Consider the following 24,730-nt stretch of genomic DNA (forward strand, 5'->3'; position numbering starts at 1 on the left):
GTTAGCGTTTTATGTCTTAGGCGGGATCCCGCCTAAATATACTCAGATCATTAGGCATGGACTTGTAAATCCTGTTCTAAGCGCTTCCTATCGACCTTGCTATTAGCGGTTAATTGAATTCCATCAACAAACCTGATATCTCTTGGCATGTAGTCAGTATCTATGTTCGCTTTCAGCCAAGTGCGAAACTGCTTCTGATTGTCAGCGATATTCTCATGAAGCTCCACAACACAAGTAGCCACTTCATTTTCGAGTTTATCTTTGGTGCCGATGACTGCATTGATATGCACCAATGGGCACATATCTATATGATTTTCCAAGTCCTTTGGAAACAGGCAAAATCCGCCTTGTTTTATTAAGTCTTTTGAACGCCCTTTAAAATAGAAAAAGCCATCCTGATCACGGGTAAAAAGGTCTCCCGTCGCCAACCAATTGTCGTCTCGATATCTGCCCGAAAAGATTTCTGCACCACCTTGAGCGGCGGGGTTATAGTAGCCTTGCATCACTGCCGTCCCACGAACATAAAGCTCACCTACCTCATCAGCTTTTGCTTCTCTAAATTTACTGACCTCTGAGTGAGGTATAAATACACGTGCATCCAGGCCAGGGATCGGCTTGCCAACTGAACCCATCTTTTCTTCCCAAAGCTCTGGCTCCAAGTACAAGGCTCGCTTGCACTCAGTCAAACCATACATAGAGAAAACATTTAGACTTGGGCAGTACTCCTTCCAGGCGCGAATCATGTACTCAGATAAATGGCCCCCAGTATTGGTGATACTGCGCAGGTTGCTGAGGTCAGGTTTAACCAAACCCACCAGTTTCACTAGGGCAGCCCCCATTGCTGGCACGATCGGAAGAACAGATATATCCCGCTCTGAAATCGTTTTAAGGGCTTGTATGGGGTTAAATGGTTTGTCGTAGAGGATGGTTGTACAGTTGCTATATAGCGCAAATAGTACCTGATAAAGACCGTAGTCAAATGATAAAGGGGATAAGCACAAAATTCTGTCCTGTGCTGTCAGGCCCAAATATTGGGATATTGAGGCCAAGGAGGTCAGAACATTTTGATGGGTAAGCATAATGCCTTTTGGCTTACCAGTACTTCCTGAGGTATAGATCACCAGAGCCAGATCCACGCCTGTGACCACTGGAGTAGAAGACACTTCAAACTCTGAGCATTCCTGCTGATAATCGGGCAAGGCCTCAATTTTTCCAGCACGCCATATCGCCTTGGCATTGCAGTCTGAAGCGATCATTTTAATTGAAGAATGGCTCAGATCCCCCTTTGCAGGTACAACCACCAACCCCATCTTCCACGCCGCCAACATAATGGCGACCGCCTCTATTTCAGACTGAGTACACACTAAAATGCGATCGCCAGCACTGAAACAAACTTCTTCATTTGTAAGTGAGAGCCACGCATTCTCACAGTGAGCCGCGGTCAAAACCTCGCCATCCAGATTTTCCAGACGACCTTGCCAACATTTTTCCACAACTTTCTCGAACAGGCTGGCAAGAGAAAACATTTTTAGTCCATTTATTATTCTAAGATTTTTGATCTAGTCCGAATAAGCCTAAAAAAAACTATTCAAACCGGCTACATGGGACGATCATTTTATAAATCGGATGACCCAATAATGACAAGCATTTTCTGTAAAGCTTATGACAACCTCTTTATCAATCCATGAAAAGTTTCATCCTGTTAGAAATTATTCGATCTGACTAAACATTACAAACATTCCAAAAGACAAATAAATCAAGAAGTTAATAAACCCTTTTTCCGATCTCGCACCACTACCAAGTAAAAAAATAGGCAATGAAAAACCAATTTATCCAGAATTTAATTCCGTCAAATGACCAAAAAAAGAAAATAATTTTTTTGGTAGTAAAACCCTATAAAGCCAAAAAAATTTGAACCGAATGGTCACAAAATAGGATGGGCAAATATTAAAAATTACTCAAACTTATTTCTGAAGGTGGTTTTTGAGAACCATGAAACCTTGAGAGATTTCTTTTACAAGTGATCGGCTACCGGCACTGAAAGCCAGATAAATATTTGAATGCAAGTTAATGTAATAATTTCGGTTACAGGAGAGTCAGATCAGTAGCGGTGTGAAATTACTGACTTCAAGTAAACCTTTAAATCCAGGTCTGTCAGACAAAACATGGGCGCCAGCCTAAAAACGACAGACTAATAATTACAATAAAATTGACCTTTTAAATCACCGGCCTCATCAGATCAAAATTAAGCCAAACTTATCGCTAAAGATACCCAAGTTACGCCTGGGGATAGTCATCTTTATAATCCGGCAGTTAACACAAAAAATTGGCACGAAATAACCCCAATAGAGGAAGCAATACCACACACTTACGTATCACGCACGCCTTGCATATAGAGGTAGCTATTTTGATTCGATTACTTCAGTACGCATTTGGGTCTGTCGGAATTTTTCTTCTGTTAACCAGCTCTCTGCCGCTTTGCGCCGATTTACATCCAGAGACTCTGAAATCAATCAGTACTCCAGATAAGGTGGACAGTAGTATTGGCACTCTCGAATTCCGCGATGGCGCTCCCTACCCCCAGACCGCAGAAAAGCTCTACGACTATTTGGATCATATGCGTGCGGTGGATAGTTTCCTCAAGGGAATTCAGGGAGCATCAGTACATGCTCTGATGAAAGGGGGAAGAGAGCTTGGCGCTAAGTCTGCCAATGAAGTGTTAATTTTCGATCGATTAATGAACTCTGAGTCTCTTTTTCTCACAGGCAATACTTCGACTATCTATACGCTGGCTTTTTTAGATCTAAAACGAGACGGACCAACTGTGTTTCACTCGCCGCCCGACGTTATGGGCGCGTTTAATGATGCCTGGTTCCGCTTTGTTGAAGATATCGGCTCCTCTGGCCCGGATAAGGGGCGCGGGGGAAAGTTTCTGTTACTGCCACCAGACTATAAAGGCAATATTCCCTTCGGCTACATTCCCATCTACCCTCGCTCCTTCCGACTGTGGGTGTTTATGCGCTCGCCAAGTAACCAGCCTTTGCCGGAGGCCGTGCAAAACATCAAAGACAACTTGAGAATCTACCCCCTGGCTCAAAAAGGTAACCCGCCAAGGATGGTCTTTATCAGTGCGTCTGGAAAGGCCTTCAACACCATCCACCCCAATGACTATCAATTCTATAAGCACCTTAATGAAGTCGTTCAATACGAGTGGGTTGGTATGCTTAACCCAGAAACGCGCGGCCTCTTTGCCTCAATAGGCATTGAAAAAGGGAAAGCCTTCAGTCCAGATAAAAGAATGACCAAAATTCTTACGGACGCAGTTGCAATTGGTAATGGTATAGCCCGCTCAATTGTTTGGTATCCACGGACAGACAAATCCCTCTCCGATATCAAAATCTACCCAGGCACAGATAGCGCCTGGGTAATGGCGTTTCCCGGCAAGAACATCTTCTTCAATGGCCCCGATGGCAAAACCATTAATAGTGACGCTCGAGTCAGCTACTTCTATCCCTATACCGGTGTCAGCCCAGCAATGACTGCTATTGAACCTGGCAAAGGTTCTGATTACGCCATTGCCTTTGTCGATGAAAACAAAGAGCCTTTTGATGGCTCTAGAAAATACAAATTGCATCTGCCCCCCGATGTACCGGTCAATGCCTTTTGGGCAGTAAATATCTACGACAGCCAAACGCGCTCAATGTTAAAAACCAGCCAACCCTTTCCCGCAGTAAGCAGCCAGTCGAAAGGGATAAGACAAAATTCCGATGGTTCTTATGACGTTTATTTTGGACCCAAGGCGCCAAAAGGGTTTGAGAAAAACTGGCTGGAGACCTTACCTAACAAAGGTTTTTTCGTAATCCTGAGACTGTATGGACCCTTGGGGCCATGGCTGGAGAAAACCTGGCGTCCTGGAGAGGTGGAGCCTACTGAATATTGAAAGAACTGCCCCCTCCAGGCTTTTACGGAGATTCTGGCCGCCCCACAATTGCGCTGCCTGCAAGGCGTATGCGGTGATTCCGGGGAGTCTCCGCAAACCAACGTCGACAAGCTCGCTGAAATGTACTCTGCTCGGAGTACCCCAACAAACCCGTAATCTGCCCCAAGGCCAGATTCGGATCGGATAAGTATCGAGTCGCCAGATCCCGCCGCACGTTATCCAATAGCTCTTCGAACCTAAGCCCTTCCGCAGACAGGCGGCGCTGTAAAGTTCTGGGGTGGAGCTTCAGCGCCCCTGCCACAGTGCCGAGCTGAGATCTGCCGCTGGGCAATATTTCACTGAGCAATTGTCGAATTTCTACAGTTAGAGGAACCGGCAGCGTCGCGCTCTGCTGCTCCAAATGGTGAATGGCCAATCGCTCAACCACTGGATCGGCAGACTTCAGTGGTGTATCCAGAAATGCAGCTGGGAAGTCCATCGCGCAATAGCCCGAGCTAAACAGAACCTCACAGCCAAAGTAATTGCAGTAGTCACCCTCTGCCATTTGAGGACCATGAGGCAGCAGTACGTTTTGCGGGCAACACTCAGTCTCTACCAACATCCGTATCATCGTCAGCGTATTTCCCAGCACCTGCTCCCGGATCTGGCGATAGCTACTGAGAGCTGGGTCCTGCCAATCAAAAACAATACGTAGTACATCTCCCTCACTTAATGGCTCCAGTTGCATACTGAGGGATGAACTATGAAGAGAAAGAAAGCGCCTAACGGATAGCAAGGCTTTCCGGGGAGTGGCCGCGTTGCATGCAACTACACCTATCCCACCCAAGCGGTCCACCCCTTGTCGCGATGCGAGGCACAGCCCCAAATCGGGGCGATCTAACCGGCATGCTGCAGTTTCCAGCAGGCGCGCGACCTCAACAAATGATACCAAGCGGGAATCCGCCGGGCTGATATCACAAGGCATACCGAACTCGGCCAAGAAGGCTTCCCCCTGCCCCCAAGCTGCTCCAGGAATTCACTGAAACCGGAAAGAATACTGACTCGTACAAGGCTACCCATAACTTGCTCCCCTTCTTTGTGGCGCGGAAAGACAATTATTTGTCGCAATCTAACAATAAATCATGGGCACATCTACCCAGTCTATAAGGCATAGAAATTTGCAGGGATAGGGATTGTGAAATCGACTCATTTCGATGTATTAATTATCGGCGCGGGACTCTCAGGGGTAGGAATGGCTTGTCATTTAAGTCGCGAATGCCCCAGGCGCAGCTTCGCCATTATCGAGCGTCGGGCACAAGTGGGCGGCACTTGGGACCTATTTAAATACCCTGGCATTCGATCTGATTCCGATATGTACAGCTTCGGCTATGACTTCCAGCCCTGGTCCGGCGAGAAAATACTCGCGGATGGCCCATCTATCCAAAAGTATATTGAAACCACCGCAGAGCAATATGACGTTAAAAAGAGAATTCACTTTGGAATAAATTTAACTACGGCAAACTGGTCCAGTACAGACCGAGCTTGGACTCTGGAAGGTCACAACACCGAATCTGGCAGCCCAGTGAGATATACCTGTAGCTTTCTGATTGCCTGTACTGGGTATTACGACCATAAAGAGGGCTACTTGCCGCAATATCCAGGTATAGAACACTATCAAGGAAAACTGATTCACCCCCAACAGTGGCCAGAAAATCTGGACTACCGCAGCAAGCGTATTATCGTGATCGGCAGCGGCGCCACCGCTGTTACCCTGGTCCCCTCGCTCGCAACCACCGCCCAACATGTCACCATGTTGCAACGCTCCCCAAGCTATATCATTTCAGTTCCATCTATCGATAAAATCTCTCGTGTACTATCAAAATTTCTGCCAGCACCCTGGGTCCACAGGCTAGGACGCTGGCGCAATATCAAATTGCAGCGCTGGATTTTTAAAGCTGCTAAGCGCTGGCCTAACTTTATTAGAAAGTTACTATTAAAAGATGTAAGAAAAAGCCTTCCAGCTAATTACGATCTCAGTCACTTCGATCCCAGTTACAACCCCTGGGATCAACGTCTCTGCGTTGTACCTGACGGAGATCTGTTCTCCTCAATCTGCTCAGGGAAAGCTTCTGTTGCCACCGGTGAAATAGAAACCTTCTCAGATAAGGGTATCCTGCTTACGTCAGGGCAACAATTAGACGCAGACATTGTTATCAGTGCGACCGGATTAAAGTTACAAGTGCTAGGAGGTATCAAGCTCTGTATTGATGGTGCACCGGTAGCAGTCAATCAAAAGCTGACTTACAAAGCAGTGCTAATGGAGGGGGTTCCTAACATCTCATGGGTATTCGGCTATACCAACGCCCCCTGGACTCTTAAAGCAGACATTACCGCTCGCTATATTTGCCGATTATTCAAGTATATGGACACACATAACTTTCAAGTGTGTACAGCGATAGATAGCGAAGGCAGTTCTGAACAAGGTTCGGTAATGAGCAGCCTTGACTCTGGCTATGTAAAACGGGCAGATGGAGAACTCCCCAGACAGGGTAAGCGCTATCCATGGCGCCTGTTAAATAACTATGAGGAGGACTGTAAGATACTCCTTGATTCAGCGATTGAGGATGAATTTTTAACTTTTGTGCCGCACCAATCTGACACCCAGAAAATTCTAAAGGCAAAAGATAAAAACAACACATCCTCTATCGAAGTAAGCAGTATTTAAATTTCAGGCAGCATTAAGAATGCGAGCCTCGGCTCGCTTCTATTTTACCTTTCATTAGGTAGACAGATATAGATACTGCACAAAATCCCTAGCTCTAAGCCCAGACTTAAACTCCAAAGTGAACAACCGCGATCAACATTATTTGACCCAGCAGTCGCACTTCACAAAAAGTAGCAAACACCTCTAATTAATCCACCACCGATGCCTTCTCGGAATTCGTTACGGGCTTCACGTAACCATATAATCTTGGGGTAGCAAATCCGAATATTAGGTCACCAGACGGGATGGCTTACTGTGAGAGCTGTGAGTATTTTTTTAATTTTGTCCTCGCTATCAATAGCTTCAATGGCGTCTTCTGTAAGTATACAATTAGAAAACTGGGACAGAATTTGTCAAATTCAAGTTACCGGCGGAAAAAACCCGTCGTTCACAAACTTCCAAACTTTTAATAACATTAAAAGAGGCTGGTCAATTTCCAAGCCCTATCAAATATGCTATCGCCGGAATGAAGAACCTTCCCAATGTAATTCAAAAATGACAATCTGGCGGTGCAAACGGTATGTTCAATCTGAAGACCAGAAAGCAAATACTTTTCCTATATTCTAGGTTTTATCGTCTCCACCTTTAACGAAAGCTACCAAATTATGACGCTTGATCTAATATGCTGAACTTAAGCACCCAAGGATTGATATCAGAGGGAGCAACGAAGTCAACTTGCAATATAGTACGATCATCAGAAAACTGATACACCCATTTATTGTCAATAGACTTACCCTGCCCCTTCCTCCACTCGGGATTTTCTTTCATTTGCTCACTTAACCAGGCTTTTACAGTTTCCACATCACCGGAAAGCTGAAATGCGGTGTACCATTCTTCCAGGCTACCATAGCTATACTCCTTAGAAACAAACTGAATTGACTCAGGCAAATCACCAAGGTTTGGCATGATTTTATCCGCCATCATCCCCCGGATATAGCCCCCCTCTGGCACCCACAGGTACTCAATCTTCGCTGCGACACTTTTGGCTTTTTCAATCGTATCAACCTTGCTTACCAGATATAAAGCGCCGTCTATACCAGATGAAAGGCCGGCTGTAGTAATAAACTTTCCGTTATCAACAAACTTTTTATTCTTTACCAATTCAACATCTGAGAAGTTCTTCTCGAAAGAATCAAATGCTCCGCGAATGGTGGTTGCTTTCTTACCATCCAGGAGTCCGGTACTCGCCAAAATAAAAGCACCGTTACATACCGATAGAACATACTGAGCCTGTTTGGACTGCTCTTTAATCCACTGCAAAACTTCCGGGCTCTCCATTGCTTCATTAATACTGCCCCCAGGGATAATTACTGCATCAAATTGATTATCCTGATCAAAGCTGGTATCTGGAGCCACTTTAAGCCCCATGGCTGAAGTAATGGCTCCACCATCTTCCGAAACCGTTGTCAAACGATAATTGGCTTGCCCAAAAACCTCATAGGGCCCGGCATAATCAATGGTTTGTGCACCGTCGTACAACAATATCCCTATATGGAATGCATCTTTAGATGTGGAGTGGGCCCAGACCATATTGCTAAAAAGTAGCGAGCATAGGCCAGCCCAGATTAAAGAACGCATGGCTATTTCCTTTTTATTTTGGTGAGTACAGATACATGCTTAAGCGCTTATCGCGGGTACCTCACGCCAAGCTCAAACATATAAATAAGGTATCTCTAGGGGTAACAGACAGAATTGTAAGCTAGTAAATTCGGTCGCAAATGACATAAAGTCGACAAATTCAGACATCGATGATTGGGCACGACAAATCTTTATTCGAAAAATAATATTTAGCTGGGCTTACATACTTTCTACTGCACTATATATCTCAGCAGCAAAGGACATTATCCAAAGCGAGTGTTTAGCCAATGAGATATCCGAATAAATCTACAACCCAAAATAAAACAAATAAAAATATCTGCATCAACCACTATCTACCCATGAAGAGGTTCGAGTTACCAATGAACTGCGTAAACGCGGTATATTTGTGTCCCCTAGTGGCGTTTGGAGCATCTGGTTACGGCATGACCTGGCTAACTTCAAATTGTGATTAATGGCACTTGGGGCCAATTACATGGACGGACCTTATGAATGACCGTGTAATACCCTTTTATGCCATACATGATCTACCAGTTAGATCTGAGTGTGATCGAAATAGAACAAACCAAGACAAAAGCCAGTCATCCACAAACTAACGAAACCTGTGAGCGCTTTTATAAGACCATTTTAGAAGAGTTCTACCAACCTTCATCACGCCGCAAGATTTATGGATTAATAGAAGAGTTATAAAAGGATCTGAAGGGAAATACTCGTAAACTAAATTTGACCAGAAAGGGCACCTCCTCAAAAACCGGTAACTGTCAGATCAAGCATGAACTACTACAAATAAATTACTACAAATGTATAAGTATAATTTAGTTTGGGGCAAGCCTAAGCTTACCCCAAATCAGCACAATTAATTTACGCTATCAGAATGATAGACAATTGCCTGCCAAACATTTTGTTGGCCACCTATATAATTATCCAGGGTAGGATTCTTAATATAGCTCCAGGCAACTTTACCATTACCCAAGTACATAGGCTCATCCAAACCACCCCAACCGTAGTCAGTCAGTTTTACCGGCCCCTCAAGTACATTTAAGTCTGCATCAATCTCCATTACATAGTAGGCTTTTGGCACCAACATACGCATGGCATCACCACTCTTATTGTAACTGCGATTGTACGGGAGGTTATCGGAGATACACTGGAACTGCGCGTAACCAAATAAGTAACGGCCATTTTTCAGATCAACCAACTGGGGATCACTAATTTGGCAGTCAGAATCCGTTGCCAGCCATTCAATGCCATTACCTTCAATACTGCCTTCCCCATCAACTTTTGCAACACCTACACGTGTCAGGGAAGTAGTATCCAGGGCATCCCCAGAGTAGAGACCCTGCCTGGAGATTACGGGATATTCACCACTATCGATATATGAGAAGAAGCAATTGCGAATGCCATTATCAGCACATTGCTCATCGTAGGGCCCATCACCACTAATATCGATGCCCAGCTCGTCCTGTAAGAACATATCCATGTTCGCATCTTCAATATACTTCGGAGATACAATAACTGAGAGGTTTGTATCGGCATCAACCGGGACAACTGTATGGCCACCACCGTTGGATATCATTGCACTTGTCGAGGGCACTAAATGATTGTACGTGCCTTCATAAACAGAAGATCCACTATCTTCCATTTTAATGGCGATCGCATTCAGGCCCGGGGATGGATAATATTTATTTCCGTCACTAGTACAAAGAGCCCCGTACATCTCATTCCCGGGATTATAAAAGGCTCGAATGTTCAAAACATGGCCATGGCCACATGCCCAGTACCAACCCCGATGATCATCACCGGAGAAAGACATTGACCAGTCATCTCGATTAATAACCGTTAACCCTGCCGAATAATGCGAACCACTAACAAGAACACGAGCAGTTACGGAAAATGCATAACTTGTACGTCCCTGGCTATCATCCTCTACATACAGTAGCTCTTGAGTCCCCAAATGAGTGCCACCATGCATCTTATTGACAACATAGGCATCAGGGACCTCTGTTATTGATTTATCATCCCACTCTAATAACCAAATTTGATCATTGTACTTCTCTTCATTATCAGTACCTTCAACACTGGAAAGATTGTCTTCAATCTTCATCCAAGTGGTACCGTACTCTTCGACCAGATCCTTCTCAATATCATATTGCTCACTGGCTTTGTATTCAGTGTTACATAAAACGGCTACCCTGGAGCAATCTGCACTGGCCGTTATGCCATGTGACTCATAGCACTGATTCAGTATTGTAGCATTACCCGTTTGCTCAAAACTCAAACTATCCGGGTTATATTTAAGCTCGTAAATTGACCCATAGGTTGTATCAGAAGCCCTCTGCCCCTCTGACAGAGTAGTGGAAACAAACATTCTCGGTTCAGCAGTATCCGTGGCACAGGTGGCTGTATAGCTTCGGATGGGGATATCAATGTTTTCCTCATCCTGCTCACTGTCCGTACGACCTATGTAGTGGGCTAATTGATAAACTTCCTGAGCATTTACCATCGCATCAGGTAAAGTGATATCTGTAGCAGTAATAGTCGCAAATCCTAACTCTGATTGTGACACATCACCAACTATAACTGTCGATGGATCATTATCCGGCAGAGAAGAATTACTTCCACTATCTCCTGACCCACTCCCCTGATCTCCCCCATCACCCACAGGTGCTGATTCAGAGTCAGAATCTGATGATCCCCCTCCACCACCACAAGCTGCCAGTACTGCAGTAAGCGCCAGTACTAATAGTTTCTGCCCGAATAAATTGTCTATAATCGCCTTAAGTGCTTTGTTTTTTATTTTGATGTTGAGTACTGCCCAAAACACAAGTTCCGAAGCAGTCATGAAATGAAAATATGAACAGGATTTTAGCCGGAACAAAATTTAATTCTGTGCGTAACTTAATAAAATGTGAACACAATAAGGAAGGCCGAATATGAGACATTCAACACCGACCACAATCAAAATAAAGTATATGGGCCCCAGGCATCGAAAGATAAAAAGGTATTAAACACCATTCAACATAGGGTACCTAACACTAACCTGCTGAAATAATCGCAAAACAAACAAGGCATTATAAAAATAAAAAACTAAACCATTACGCAAACCCAGTCAAAAATGCCGCCAGCCGTTTTCCCGCCCCTAATGGGCAAACATATCTTGCGAAGGAACTGATTTTTCAAAAATTTACAACTCGGAAATTCATTCCGCAAAAGTAACAAGTAAGGACCCTCCCCCTATTGCCCGCTATAACCCAATATAAATAGCAGACTACATAGGACTCCGTAAGGCAACCCCTTTTAAAACTGCATGAATGTTAATCTTCCAATATCTTGTTGTAGCCAAAAGTATCCCTGCCATACACTTGGAAGCTACCTACCTCTGGAAGTTCATACTCCACCATTCCCTCCGCTGTTGAGTATATATCCTTACCTCCCGGTGCAATCCGTACATGATTTGCCGTACATCTTCCCACAAAAGAAAACCGGGAATTACTTTTGCATGTATTTGGATATGATGCATGCATATTTAGAGATGAAAACACAATACACTCACCCGGCTTCATCTCCATATCTTTAACTTTAAACTTATCAAAAAAATCCTCCCCTAAAAGCTTCGCCGCTGTAAGAAAGACTAATATACTCTTAGCAAAAATCTGACCAAATAAAACCACCTTAAAAACATCAAAAAAATACCGAAATGAAAAAGGAAGCAGGGAAATATAAAACAATTTATTATCTTGGATAAAGCTATATAGAAAATCCATTCTTGCATCACTAAAAGACCCCGGCAAAAATCTCAAACAGCCGTTTTCAATAGTGGATTCTGATAGAGCTATCCAGGCAGTAAGCTGTATTACCGCAGGATCAGTATCTTTTGTAGGTTGCAATTTCGCATATTTACCAGTTTCCCTAAAAGTCGCGTTTTGATGCCATATGGTACCGCTAGCACCAGGAAATTTATCAAAAAACTGAGATCGCCAACACATCACCTCATCACCCAATAGACTGGCAAGCTTTCGCGATAACTTTGGATTCCTCAGTAGCTCCCTAAAAGATTTCATTCTCAGGGCCTGGTAAAGACCTGCACTTTCAATTTGCCATTGCCCATGTCGCTTTTCTATCTCTCTTACTTTACTGCCAACATAGCTTACCCCTTGAAAATCTTCCGAAAATGCTTTCTCAGCCTCCTTGCGCAAATTTGCTGCCTGCTCTTCAGAAACTAACTGAAATGGAGGCAGATACCCATTTTTTTCAAAGTAACATATTTGCTCTTCTGTTAGGAACTCATCCTTACCACCATCTCTGGAGACATTTTCCCTCGGAATAGACACTGTCATATTTCTCAGCCTATCCAACTCATCAAACATCTGCTTCTTTTTCGAACCACGCCATGGGAGGATCAATAACTTATAAAGTAAAACGACAGTGATCATCAATAGAACCTGAAAAGCCTGCACTTTGGAGATTTCAAAATCTGCAGCATCTCCCATAGAGCCAAATCCCTTCAGCATTTCCGAAAAAGTACTTTTGCCAGCTTCCATCAATTTTTCACCTCTTTTAAGTAATGAATACTACCACCCACTAGTTTCGCAATATTTTGTTGTACCCATAAGAATCACCACCGTATATTTGAAAAGAACTAACCTCTGGCAATTCAAACTCAACCAACCCCTCAGCACTAGGAAATCTATCTTTACCGGAGGGGGAAACCTTTACATGAGTTGTTGTACATCGCCCCAGAAAGGAAAATCGACAGTCACTTTTAGTTATATTCGGGTAAGACGCATGCATATTTAAGGCAGAAAAGATAAGACATTCCCCCGCTTTCATCTCAACATCAAGAACCTCAAAATTTTCAAAAAAATCTTCCCCTAAAATCTCTACCGCCGTAAAAAAAACCAACGCACTCTTAGCAAAGATTGAGCCATAGAAACCGATTTTTGCTATAGCGTATAAATAAGAAAGTGAAAGCGGAAGCTGCGACAAATAGAAGTATCTATTGTTTTGTATATATTCATATAAAAAACTAATCCGGGCATCGGCACATGATCCAGGAAGCAATCGCAAGCAGCCATTTTCACGAGTGGAATCGGAAAGCGCCACCCATGCGTTCAACTGAATCATCGCTGGATCTGTGTCTAGGGTTGGCTGAAGCTTGGCAAATTTTCCAGATTCTCTAAAGGTCGCGTTTTGATGCCAAACTGTCGGCTCAGTATCTGGCAACTTATGAAAGAACTGTGTCCTCCAGCAAATCACTTCCTCCCCCAACAAACTAGCCAGTCGATGTGCAATTTGCGGTTTCCTTAGAAGCTCTCTGAACTGAGGCAATCGCAAAGCCTGATAAGTTCCAGCATCTTCTATCGGCCAATTTCCATGCTTCAATTCAATATCATGAACTTTATCCCCAAGAAAGCTAATCCCATGGAAATCTTTATCATACTCATCCAAAGCTAGATCTTTTAACTCGGCAGCCTCCTGTTCAGAAACTACGGAAAATGGGGGCAGATAACCGTTCTGTTTGAAAAATTCTAACTCATTCTCATTGAGGAAATACTTAGTTTCAGATTCACTACCCAATATTGGATCAGGTAACCGAAGCGGCAAGTTCTTAAGCGATTTCATTTCTGTATTGAATGCTATCTTTTTCCGACCTTTCCATGGCGCAACCAAAAATCGATATGCAATAAGCACAACAATTGCAGAACAAATATGTACTACTCGAAACCAAGAAACATCAAAATCAGCACTTTCTTCCAGTGTACCGATTCCTTTTAACATCTCAGAAAGCGTTTTTCCTTTCTCCGCCATTCCTGCCACCTTAATTAAGCCTCCCAATACAACTGAAGGTATCCACTTATCACAAAGTTAGCCCAAGTTCAGAAATCTTTTGGCACCATCTTGTCCATCGGTTCAGGCGTAACAAGGTTCCACCAAAAATCAAACCGGTCCATTAAGGAAAGTAATGCCTTCAACTCTCCCGCATCGCCCTCAATTTTGATTTTCCCATCCTCCATCTTCTCCTGGATAGATGCGCTCCCCAAGATGATGTCATTAAGATCTGAGCGGTTTATCTGGACACTACTGCCTGGATTCTTAACCGGGGGTCCGTAGTTCAATACCGCATTCTCAAGAACAAGCGCATACTTTTCTTTTACATCCGGCATATTGATATTGATGGAGAGATTTTTGCCAGTTGCCTTTGGGCCGTTGAGTCGAATTCCCAGGTAATCAAAAATCAAACCAGCCGGCATACTGCGAATAGTGTCCGGGCTCGCAGTCAGAGGAACTGGGTATCGCTGAATGCCATCCCTCAACTCCCTGGCACCACTTAAGAAGAAATTTCTCCAGGTACCATTTTCCTGCTGATAACCCAATTGCTCTAATGCATCTGCCAACAAATCTCTTGCTGCGCGATTATTAGGCTCCGCGGAAACCAATTTATCTAGCACCTCCGCAACCCAGCGGTACTCTCCGGCCTCATAGTCTTTCTTTGCCTGCTTGATAATATTGGCTGCCCCGCCCATATACTCGACGTACTTTATTCCCGCTGCCGTCGGTGGCATTGGATATAGACGAGCGGGATTGCCATCAAAAAACCCCAAGTAGTAGTTCCAAACCGCACGGGTATCGTGATTTACACTGCCGTAATAACCCCGATTAGCCCAATATTGTGAGAGCTCTGGGGGCAGCTCCATCAGCTCAGCCGTTTGAACCATGTTGTATCCGTGATTGGCTAACCGCAGGGTTTGATCGTTGAGATACTTGTAGAGGTCCCGCTGCTTTTTCAGGTGATTCACCACATTTTCTGGGCCCCAGGTTGGCCAGTGATGGGGCGCAAACAGGACTTCGGCTTTTCCACCCCAGCGCTGCACTGTTTCATTGAGGTAGCGAGACCAGTCGCGAGCATTTCGGACCTTTGCTCCCCGCAAAGTGTAGAGGTTGTGCAAAGTGTGGGTTGCGTTCTCCGCTGCGGTTACGGCTTTGAGCTGAGGAATATAGAAGTGCATTTCTGCCGGCGCTTCAGAGCCCGGCGCCAAGAGAAATTCAAAGATAAGTCCATCCAGTTCCAAGGTTTGTCCGGTCTCAACAATGGGGTCTGTAGGCTCTATCAGTGTGATAGTGCCAGTGGAGGTTTCGAGACCGAGACCAGCCCCTAAGGTACCTTTAGGATCTTTAGGAATCAGGTTCCCGTACATAAAACTGGCTCGACGCGCCATATGATTTCCCGCGAAGACATTTTCACTAACAGCTTCAATCAGGAAATCCTGTGGGGCTATTACCTTAACCTTGCCGGACTTTACATCTTCCTCATCGATAACACCGCGAACACCCCCATAGTGGTCAACGTGACTATGAGTGTAGATCACAGCAACGACAGGCTTGTTTCCGCGATGCTGCCGATAGAGACTCAACGCTGCTTCAGCCGTCTCGGCAGAGATCAGCGGGTCCATAACAATGATCCCGGTATCGCCCTCAATAAAAGTAATATTGGAGAGGTCCGCACTGCGAACCTGGTAGATTCGCGGTATCACCTCGTAAAGACCACCTTCCGAAATTAATTGCAGTTGCCGCCACAGGCTGGGGTTGGCAGTGTCAGGAGCCTCTTTATCACGAGCAAATTGAAATTGCTCCAAGTTCCACACCGTATCGCCTTTGCTGTTTTTGATAACACCACTGTTTGGCAAAGGAGCAATAAAGCCCCGCTTTACATCCTCAAAATCCTTTCGATTTGCAAAGGGGAGCTCTTTCAGTACAGCTTGGTTTGATTTCATTGTGACGACACTGGCAGGATTGGGTTCTTGCGCCATGACACTTACGGTCGTTAGCGAACAGCCAAGGAATACTAGAAATAGCGAAAACAGCGGCAGCTTGTTAACGTTCATCAGTTGTTTCCTTTCCATGATTCGCAAAGTGATGCGGCAGAGCCCCTTGTAGAGGATAGGTAGGAAACTATTAAGCGGGCGGGTATTTATGCCGGTATCAGGAGAATATCTGACAAATTTAGGGGAAAGGAACAAAAAAGCCGGCGAAGAGCGCCGGCTTATGTGTCATTAAATACTATCTGACATCCAATAAATGCCTGGCAATAATCAGGCGCTGGATCTCACTGGTACCTTCGTAGATTGTAGTGATTCTCACATCCCGACTCATACGTTCGAGTGGGTATTCACGGGTATAGCCCACGCCACCGTGCATTTGCAGAGCTAGATAACATGCCTCGTTAGCCTTCTCACTAGCGAACAGTTTGCCCATTGAAGCGGCAGGGCCAAACGGCATTCCGGCATCTTTCTGCCAAGCGGCTTGCAACAATAGGAGTCGCGCACCTTCCATCTCAGTATATTTATCGGCAAGCTGCCATTGCAGCCCTTGGAATTCCGCCAGCTTTTTACCAAACTGCTCCCGCTCATGCAGATAAGACCTGGCACAATCCAAAGCTTCAAAGCCAATACCCAGCGCCAGGGAACCAATGCCGATTCGACCTCCTGCAAGTTCACCCGCAGCAATACGGAACCCACGGTTTTCTTCGCCCAGTAAATTGGACGCAGGAATTCGGCAGTTGTCGAAGGAAACCTCATTGGTAACAGAGGCCTTCTGCCCCATTTTCTCTTCGGCCTTGCCGATCACCAAACCAGGCGTGCCGGCTTCAACCAGGAAGCAGGAAATACCTTTGCCTTTTGGCGCGGAAGAATCTGTCACCGCCCAAACAACAAAAATACCGGCAAATTCGGCACTACTAATAAAGAGCTTACTGCCATTGAGAACGTATTCGTCGCCCTGTTTCTCCGCACGGGTGCGCATAGAGGCCGCATCTGAACCAGAACCGGGCTCGGTGAGGCAGAAAGAACCTGCCGGGTATTCACCACTACAAATCTTAGGGAGGTATTTTTGGCGCTGCTCTTCCGAACCTACCGCCTGAATAACCTCAGCCACCATGTTGGTTACCGAGGTGGTGGTTGCTGTGGATGCACAGCCTCTCGCCAGTTCAGCAATCGCCAGGGAAAACGCCACAGTACCAGCACCAGTACCGCCGTAATTGGGATCAATATTGATTCCCATAAAGCCCAGCTCTGCCAATTGCTTGAGCTTTTCTAACAAGAGCTCTCTATTACCGGTCTTGTCGAGTTCGGCAGCAATGGGTTTCAGTTCACTGTCAGCAAATTGCTTTGCTGCATCCTGAATCATCTGCTGTTCTTCGCTCAGTGAAAAATCCATACAGTACCTACTTATAGTTATTACGGACAAATCACACGGCACCCACCTTGGTACCGCATCGCTATGCCGAGCATAATAAAAACCGCGCCGACAATGGTTGCCAATTCCACCTGTTCAGCCATGAAATCAGCAATCAATCCCTATGATTGAGGCCTGAGGAGAGAATTCAGATTCCTACCCAGGCTCCCAAAAAAGCCAACCAGCAAAATCGCTACAGTTCTCTCACTCCGCACAGGATATTTGACTGCGCTCAATTAGCGTCGCGAACCTTTCACGCTGGGTTCTGGGTCCGGTACCGCTACAGCGGTATCAGTCTTCACTTCCTCCATCACCACATAGGTGTGGGTTTCCCGTACTCCCGGTACGGATGCCAGCTTTTCACCGAGGAAGCGACGATAACCCAGCATATCCTTAATACGAATTTTCACCAGATAATCAAAACCACCGGCAACCATATGGCACTCCTGAACTTCCTCCAGCCCAGCCACATGCTCATTAAAGGCTTCCAATGCCTCAGTTGCTGTATTGTTCAGGGTCACCTGGATATAGACCACCAGGCCCGCATGAACTTTGAGCGGGTCGAGTAGCGCTACATAGTCGCGAATAAATCCTTCCCTTTCGAGCCGCTTGACTCGCTCCAGGCAAGGGGTGGGACTAAGGTTAACCCTGCGCGCCAATTCCACATTCGGCAAGCGGCCGTGACGTTGCAGAATTCGCAGTATTTGGCGATCAATACGATCAAGATCTTCCAACTGTCGAGACATTACAAAATACCCTACTGGTAATCACGCAATTAGGCGTGATATTTAACCACAACTCGCAACATTATGGCGATTAATTCTAACGATTTTCGCACATAATCCGGTTTTTTATTCTGACCCTAGATATAGAGCTTGGGAGACGATATGTCGACAAACTTCGCCGGAGACCTCCAGAATGCCCGGGACCGGGCACGCGAGTATTTGCACGCCGACGAAAACCTCTGCGTGAGCGAGCTGCTGGCTGCGCCACGCCCCAGCGACGAGATGCGCAAGAAAATTCTGAACACCTCGCGCGCACTGGTTCATCATTCGCGACAGCAGCGCAGCAAGCGCGGAACGCTGGACGCTTTCCTTCAGCAATTCGGCCTTTCCAATAAGGAAGGGGTTGCATTGATGTGTCTGGCGGAGTCCCTGCTCCGGGTACCAGACGCCGATACTGCCGACAAACTAATCGCCGAGAAAGTGCATTCCGGCAACTGGTCCAGCCATCGTGGCCAGTCCGACTCCCTGTTTGTGAACGCCTCAACCTGGGGCCTGATGCTTACCGGCAGCGTGGTAGAACTGGACCCGGATATCACCGAGCGCCCCTCCCACTGGATGAAACGCCTGGTGAGCCGTATCGGCGAACCCATGGTGCGCACCTCTATGATGCAGGCCATGAAAATTATGGGTGGCCAGTACGTACTCGGCCGCACCATCAAGGAAGCTTTGAAGCGCGGCCCCAAAGAAAACCTCCCGGGCACCCGCTTTTCCTTCGACATGCTGGGCGAAGGCGCCCGTACCATGGCCGACGCCCACCGCTACTTCGATGCGTATATGATGGCTATCGAAGAGATCGGCAAAGACAACACCCAGCGGGATGTGGTTGAGGCCAACGGTATTTCCATCAAGCTTTCCGCCCTGCACCCCCGCTACAGTGTGCTGCAGCGGGATCGCGTAATGGACGAATTGCTGCCCCAGGTGAAGCGTCTTTGTGTCGCCGCAGCCCAATACGATATGGGCCTTAATATCGATGCAGAAGAGGCAGACCGCCTGGATATCTCTCTGGATATCTTCGAGGCGCTCGCCCGAGACCCCGAAATTAAAGACTGGCAAGGATTGGGCTTTGTACTCCAGGCCTACCAAAAGCGCGCCCCCCATGTCGCCGACTGGCTGATTGCCCTGGGCCGCGATACAGGTCGCAAGCTGATGGTGCGCCTGGTTAAAGGCGCTTACTGGGATAGTGAAATCAAACACTCCCAGCAGATGGGCCTGCCGGACTACCCGGTGTACACGCGCAAATGCCACACCGATCTGTCATACCAGGTCTGTGCGAAAAAACTGTTGGAAGCTGGCGATGCAATCTATCCGCAATTTGCCACCCACAACGCCTACACCGTCGGGCTGATCCTCGAGCTGGCCAATGGCCGCACCGACTTTGAATTCCAGCGCCTGCACGGCATGGGCCACTTGCTGTACGCACAAATTGAAGCGGTACACGGCAAGCGTGTGCCCGTGCGCGTCTACGCACCCGTGGGGGCACATCGTGACTTACTGCCCTACCTGGTTCGCCGCCTGCTGGAAAACGGAGCTAATAGCTCCTTTGTTAACCGCTTTATGGACGAGGCAACGCCGGTTGAAGCCCTGGTCCAGGACACCCTGGAACAAAGCGAAGCCTGCAACCCCTACCGTCACCCGCAAATTCCTGTCCCGGAGAATATTTATATGGGCGCAGAAGCCCTGCCACGGAAAAACTCACACGGCATCGAACTGACTGATCCACTCTCCGTTGATCCCCTGCTGAAAGAGCTTGAGCAGCAACGCGAAAAGCATTTCCTCGGTGGCCCTATCGTCAACGGCACCATGGGCGAAGCAGAAGAACCGGTTTACAACCCGGCAACCGGCGAAAAAATTGGACACACCGCGAATACTGACAAGCACCTGATTGAGCAGGCCTATGCCTCCGCCACTGAGGCGCAGATCGACTGGGATCGTCAGGGTGGAAAACACCGCGCGGATATTCTCGATAGAATTGCCGATCTTTACGAAGACAAAGCCAATGAACTGGCTGCAATTATTTGTATTGAAGCGGGCCGCACCCTAAATGACGGCATTAGTGAAGTCCGCGAAGCTATCGACTTCTGCCGCTATTATGCCAACGGCGCACGCCAGCATTTCAGTGAACCCACCGAACTGCCCGGCCCTACCGGTGAGCAAAATCAGCTGTATTTGAGTGGCCGTGGCACCTTCGTGTGCATCAGCCCTTGGAACTTCCCCCTGGCAATCTTTACCGGCCAGGTAGTTGCCGCACTCGCCGCCGGTAATGCCGTACTGGCCAAGCCCGCAGAGCAAACCCCCATCATCGCTGCACACGCCGTGCGCTTGATGCTCGATGCCGGCGTGCCGCCAAAAGTACTGCACTTGATCACAGGTACCGGTGCCGCAGTGGGCAAACTGCTGATCGAAGATCCCCGCCTGGGCGGTGTAGCCTTTACCGGCTCCACTGAAACCGCACGCCTGATCAACCAGCAGCTGGCAGCGAAAGAAGGTCCGATTGTACCGCTGATCGCCGAAACCGGCGGCCAAAATGTCATGGTCGTAGACTCCACTGCCCTGCCCGAGCAAGTGGTAGACGATGTAATTCAATCTGCCTTCCTCAGTGCCGGTCAGCGCTGTTCCGCTCTGCGTATCCTGTGTGTACAGGATGTCATCGCTGATAACCTGCTGAATATGCTGAAAGGCGCGTGTGAAGAACTAACCCTCGGCGATCCCGGTAAACTGGATACCGATATCGGTCCGGTTATCGACGAAAAAGCCCTCGGCATGCTGGAATCCCATCGCGAGCGCATGGCTAAAGAAGCCAAGCCGCTATTTGCATTTGAGGAAGCGAAGAAGCCCAGCAATGGCACCTTCTTCGGCCCGCAGGTAGTAGAGATTGAAGATTTCTCCGTGCTCAAGCGCGAGACTTTCGGACCTTTCCTACATGTAGTTCGCTTCAAGGCAGACGAGCTGGAAGACGTAATCCGCCGCATTAATGCCACCGGCTACGGCCTTACCTTCGGACTGCACTCCCGCATCGAAGGCCGCGCCCACGCGGTATTCAAGCGTATCAACGTCGGCAACTGCTATGTAAACCGCGATATGGTTGGTGCAGTAGTAGGTGTTAACCCCTTCGGCGGCCACGGCCTATCCGGCACCGGCCCCAAAGCCGGTGGCCCGCACTACCTATTCCGTTTCGCCAGCGAAAAAACCAAAACTATTAACACTGTTGCCACTGGCGGTAACACCGCACTGTTTACATTGGGACAATAAGCTTCCATAAAACAACAAGAGAGCGGGCTTTTAGCCCGCTTTTTTGTGGAGAAACATTTCGCCACCCCCCCATAGAGTACCAACTCCAAACTCCCCAACTCCGTAAGCTTTTCATAACCCCCTGTAAATTAATCGGATGAACCAAGGCAATTACTTCTATTTCAACCGCAGTCTTTTGCGGCAACAAACCAAGTATTTTCTTTTACAGCTCCACATAAGGTATAGTTGGCCAGCCCTAAAAAAATAGAATGGATTCAATGAAAAACATAATAGCTGGAATAACAATAGGCTTAGTCGCCGGATACTTAGGCCCATTAATTACAGAATATTCTGCAGCCATCGCTATACCCGAAGCTTTCATAGCATTTCTTTCAGACGGAGGGGCTGTCCTTTGGGAAATTTTTGTTGTCCATTTACTAGGATATGGACTAATTGTTTTCACACTCATTTTCTTAGCATCTAGGCTGATAAAACTGCATCCATGGGCAACTGCAGCAATTGCCATTATCGCCTGCGAAGCCACTCTGTATTTTTTCCACACCAGTGAATACACACTTTACGTACCTCATATCGTAACTCTGGCATTTTGCGCATTCTTAAGCGCAACGCTTTCTAGAAAGAGCACAAATATATCACCTGCCGTTTAATTATCTATCAAGTTAAGGTTAATAGAAGGTAAAGAACTTTTGATCGACGATCTGATCAAACTTCAGTAAGATAGTGTCTTTTTGTAAAATAGAATTTGATAAATAAGACACGCCATTTTGAATGGCTAGCTTGGTACTAGCACGAACAGAAAAAAGCTAAAAATAAATTTACCTTTACTACCATAGAAACCTTCCTAAACTTGTTAAATATAAAATCCCTAAGGGCATATAAAAACAGATCAGATTAAACTATCAGCTACGACAATCCAGCGTCTTCGATTCAGGAACCACAAACTCTTCACACATCACAATACCGACAATCGTGACTGTATTGGTAGAAAATACAAAGCCCAATGACAAAACTGGTTAACCAGTGGGTAACATGAAACTGTTTCCCTTGCAGAAAGACTTTTACGCCGCCAAAGAGGTAGTTCTTGTCTTGACGCGCCACCACAGGTGGGGGAAGCTAAGGCCACTCTGGGCAATAAAAACCCTGTCCCAGTATAAAAATGAAGTTTCATATACACCGATTTTGGGGAGTCTCAATGCGCTCGCTGATACTGATGTGGTTGCTGTCCTTCTTTTTGATTGCCTGTGGTAGTGAACCGAAAACTCACACAGAAAATTTAAATACCGAGATCAAACCCGCCTCCAAGGCAACTATTTCCCACAATAGATCCCTGGCAAAACAACTCCCCTTCGGCGATGAAACTGATTTTCTGCTGGCTAAACGAGGCTTTATTGAATCTATTCCCGGCGCCCAAGTGAAAAATACCGAAGGTCGGGAAGTCTATGGCCTATCCCAGATGCAATTTTTACAGGGCACCGCTCCTGATACAGTCAACCCCAGCCTTTGGCGTCAGGCCCAGCTCAACGTCCTGAATAACGGCCTGTTCAAAGTGGTAGATGGTATCTATCAGGTGCGCTCGCTGGATCTGGCCAATATGACTCTGGTGCAGGGAGAAAGCGGCTGGATTGTTATCGACCCTCTCACTTCCGCAGAGACTGCAGCTGCAGCTCTTGCGCTGGCCAACAAGGCACTAGGAGAGCAACCTGTAAGTGCCGTTATTTTTACCCATAGCCACGCAGACCATTTCGCCGGAATAACTGGAGTTCTGACTAAAGAACAGCTCGCGAGCGGTTCTATCGACATTATTGCACCAGAGGGTTTTGCTGAGGAGGCGATTAGCGAGAATGTGCGCACCGGGAATGTGATGCAGCGCCGTGCGTTATACCAATTTGGAAATTTGCTGCCCTCCAGTCCGGAGGGTTTTGTCTCATCCGGCTTAGGCAACCGGGTATCAGATGGTGAACACGGAATAGCTACACCAACAATAGAGATTACTGAAACCGGTGCAGAGATGACAGTTGATGGAGTGGACATCGTCTTCATTAACACACCCGGGGCCGAAGCACCCGCAGAGATTGTGTTTTTCTTCCCTCAATTTAACGCACTCTGCATGAGTGAGATCGCCAACCATACACTGCATAATATTTACACTCTGCGTGGTGCGAAAACCCGCGATGCCAAGGCCTGGAGTCGCTATATTGAGTACGCCATGGAGAAATTTGGCGATAAGACAGAGGTGGTTTTCAGCAGCCACCACTGGCCCACCTGGGGCAAAGATGAAGCAATCGATTACCTGGCTAAGCAGAGGGATCTTTATAAGTACATCCACGACCAAACCCTGCGCCTAGCTAACCACGGTTACGATATGGTCGAAGTCGCAGAGCGCCTTGAGCTGCCCGAGAACCTCTCTCAGGCTTGGGCCAATCGAGGATACTACGGCACTGTCAATGTTGGAGCCAAGGCAGTTTACAATCGCTATCTGGGTTATTTCGATGGCAACCCAGCAAACCTCCACCCTATTCCTCAGGAAGAAGCTGCAGAGCACTACATTGACTACATGGGGGGAGAAGCCATTATGGCTCGGGCCCGACAGGATTTTGCCCAAGGCAATTATCGCTGGGTAGCCATGGTGCTAAAGCACTTGGTTTTCGCTGAACCTAAAAATGAGCAAGCCCGCTATCTATTGGCTGACAGCTTAGAGCAACTTGGCTACCAGGCAGAGTCCGGTATCTGGCGAAATTTTTACCTCTCAGGTGCCAAGGAGCTACGCCATGGAATTGAGTACCGTGAAGAAATGCTGCCCGATGAAGATATCGTAGCCCGAGTCCCTCTCCAGCTACTTTTCGACGCCATGGCTGTGCGTCTTAATGGAGAGAAAGCAGCTGACGCTGACATTCGTTTAAATATTGATATGACTGACACCGGAGAAAAGTACTTAGTCGTGGTACAAAATGGGGTGCTTCACGGCTATCCTGGCCGGCACAGTAGTGAACCCTCTGCAAGCCTCGCTCTGAACAGTAGCGACTTGCGCATGATGTTTAGCGGGTTGGTAGGCGCCCCAACCCTAATCAAGGATGGTCGACTCAAGGTGAGCGGAAATCCTTTGGCCCTAATAAAATTTGGGCGTTTATTTGATAAATTTGATCGTAATTTTAGCCTTGTTACACCATAAAAAGCTCTGGCGGGCAA

14 protein-coding genes and 1 pseudogene are annotated in these 24,730 nt (G+C 46.8%); 6 read left to right on the forward strand and 9 right to left on the reverse strand.

From position 1 onward, the window contains the following. Positions 1-50: 50 nt before the first annotated feature. The gene (locus P0078_RS04125; RefSeq protein ID WP_282933213.1) at positions 51-1,526 is read right to left on the reverse strand and encodes a class I adenylate-forming enzyme family protein; all 1,476 of its coding nucleotides are present in this window, start codon (positions 1,524-1,526) and stop codon (positions 51-53) included. 881 nt (positions 1,527-2,407) lie between these two features. On the opposite strand from P0078_RS04125, the gene P0078_RS04130 reads away from it, so the two are divergent. After that, entirely contained in the window at positions 2,408-3,940 is a 1,533-nt protein-coding gene (locus tag P0078_RS04130) for a DUF1254 domain-containing protein (RefSeq protein ID WP_282933214.1), read from the forward strand. A gap of 22 nt (positions 3,941-3,962) precedes the next feature. Here P0078_RS04130 and P0078_RS04135 read toward each other — a convergent pair whose 3' ends face one another. Next, a complete protein-coding gene (locus P0078_RS04135) occupies positions 3,963-4,919 on the reverse strand; it encodes an AraC family transcriptional regulator (RefSeq protein ID WP_282933215.1) in 957 nt (318 codons plus the stop codon). Between the two features lie 195 nt (positions 4,920-5,114). Here P0078_RS04135 and P0078_RS04140 point away from each other — a divergent pair, with 195 nt between their 5' ends. Beyond that, positions 5,115-6,644, forward strand: coding sequence for a flavin-containing monooxygenase (locus P0078_RS04140; protein WP_282933216.1), 1,530 nt, complete (start codon positions 5,115-5,117; stop codon positions 6,642-6,644). 642 nt (positions 6,645-7,286) lie between these two features. On the opposite strand, the gene P0078_RS04145 is transcribed toward P0078_RS04140, so the two are convergent. Continuing rightward, the gene (locus P0078_RS04145; RefSeq protein ID WP_282933217.1) at positions 7,287-8,261 is read right to left on the reverse strand and encodes a DJ-1/PfpI family protein; all 975 of its coding nucleotides are present in this window, start codon (positions 8,259-8,261) and stop codon (positions 7,287-7,289) included. Between the two features lie 358 nt (positions 8,262-8,619). On the opposite strand from P0078_RS04145, the pseudogene P0078_RS04150 reads away from it, so the two are divergent. Then, positions 8,620-8,966 (forward strand): annotated as a pseudogene (locus P0078_RS04150) (transposase family protein); the annotation flags it as partial. 169 nt (positions 8,967-9,135) lie between these two features. Here P0078_RS04150 and P0078_RS04155 read toward each other — a convergent pair. The 6 genes from P0078_RS04155 to P0078_RS04180 all read right to left on the reverse strand — a co-directional run bounded on the left by P0078_RS04155 (position 9,136) and on the right by P0078_RS04180 (position 18,256). After that, on the reverse strand, positions 9,136-11,103 hold the full coding sequence (locus P0078_RS04155) for a hypothetical protein (RefSeq protein WP_282933218.1): 1,968 nt from the start codon (positions 11,101-11,103) through the stop codon (positions 9,136-9,138). A 490-nt stretch (positions 11,104-11,593) separates the two neighbouring features. Then, a complete protein-coding gene (locus tag P0078_RS04160) occupies positions 11,594-12,820 on the reverse strand; it encodes a phytanoyl-CoA dioxygenase family protein (protein WP_282933219.1) in 1,227 nt (408 codons plus the stop codon). Between the two features lie 40 nt (positions 12,821-12,860). After that, complete coding sequence (locus P0078_RS04165; RefSeq protein ID WP_282933220.1) at positions 12,861-14,087, reverse strand: phytanoyl-CoA dioxygenase family protein; 1,227 nt, start codon at positions 14,085-14,087, stop codon at positions 12,861-12,863. 68 nt (positions 14,088-14,155) lie between these two features. After that, positions 14,156-16,162 (reverse strand): alkyl/aryl-sulfatase, encoded by a 2,007-nt coding sequence (locus P0078_RS04170; protein WP_282933221.1) that lies wholly within the window; start codon positions 16,160-16,162, stop codon positions 14,156-14,158. 175 nt (positions 16,163-16,337) lie between these two features. Beyond that, positions 16,338-17,492 (reverse strand): acyl-CoA dehydrogenase family protein, encoded by a 1,155-nt coding sequence (locus P0078_RS04175; protein WP_282933222.1) that lies wholly within the window; start codon positions 17,490-17,492, stop codon positions 16,338-16,340. Between the two features lie 254 nt (positions 17,493-17,746). Beyond that, entirely contained in the window at positions 17,747-18,256 is a 510-nt protein-coding gene (locus P0078_RS04180) for an Lrp/AsnC ligand binding domain-containing protein (protein ID WP_108732847.1), read from the reverse strand. Positions 18,257-18,397: 141 nt separating this feature from the next. Between P0078_RS04180 and putA the strand changes: the two genes are divergently transcribed. The 3 genes from putA (at position 18,398) to P0078_RS04195 (ending at position 24,713) form a co-directional block, all read left to right on the forward strand. After that, positions 18,398-21,544: a bifunctional proline dehydrogenase/L-glutamate gamma-semialdehyde dehydrogenase PutA gene (gene putA / locus P0078_RS04185; RefSeq protein ID WP_282933223.1), complete on the forward strand. Its 3,147-nt coding sequence runs from the start codon at positions 18,398-18,400 to the stop codon at positions 21,542-21,544. A 257-nt stretch (positions 21,545-21,801) separates the two neighbouring features. Further along, complete coding sequence (locus P0078_RS04190; RefSeq protein WP_282933224.1) at positions 21,802-22,191, forward strand: hypothetical protein; 390 nt, start codon at positions 21,802-21,804, stop codon at positions 22,189-22,191. 545 nt (positions 22,192-22,736) lie between these two features. After that, complete coding sequence (locus P0078_RS04195) at positions 22,737-24,713, forward strand: alkyl/aryl-sulfatase (protein WP_282933225.1); 1,977 nt, start codon at positions 22,737-22,739, stop codon at positions 24,711-24,713. Positions 24,714-24,730 lie beyond the last annotated feature (17 nt).

Source organism: Microbulbifer sp. VAAF005 (genome assembly GCF_030012985.1).
GTDB lineage: Bacteria > Pseudomonadota > Gammaproteobacteria > Pseudomonadales > Cellvibrionaceae > Microbulbifer.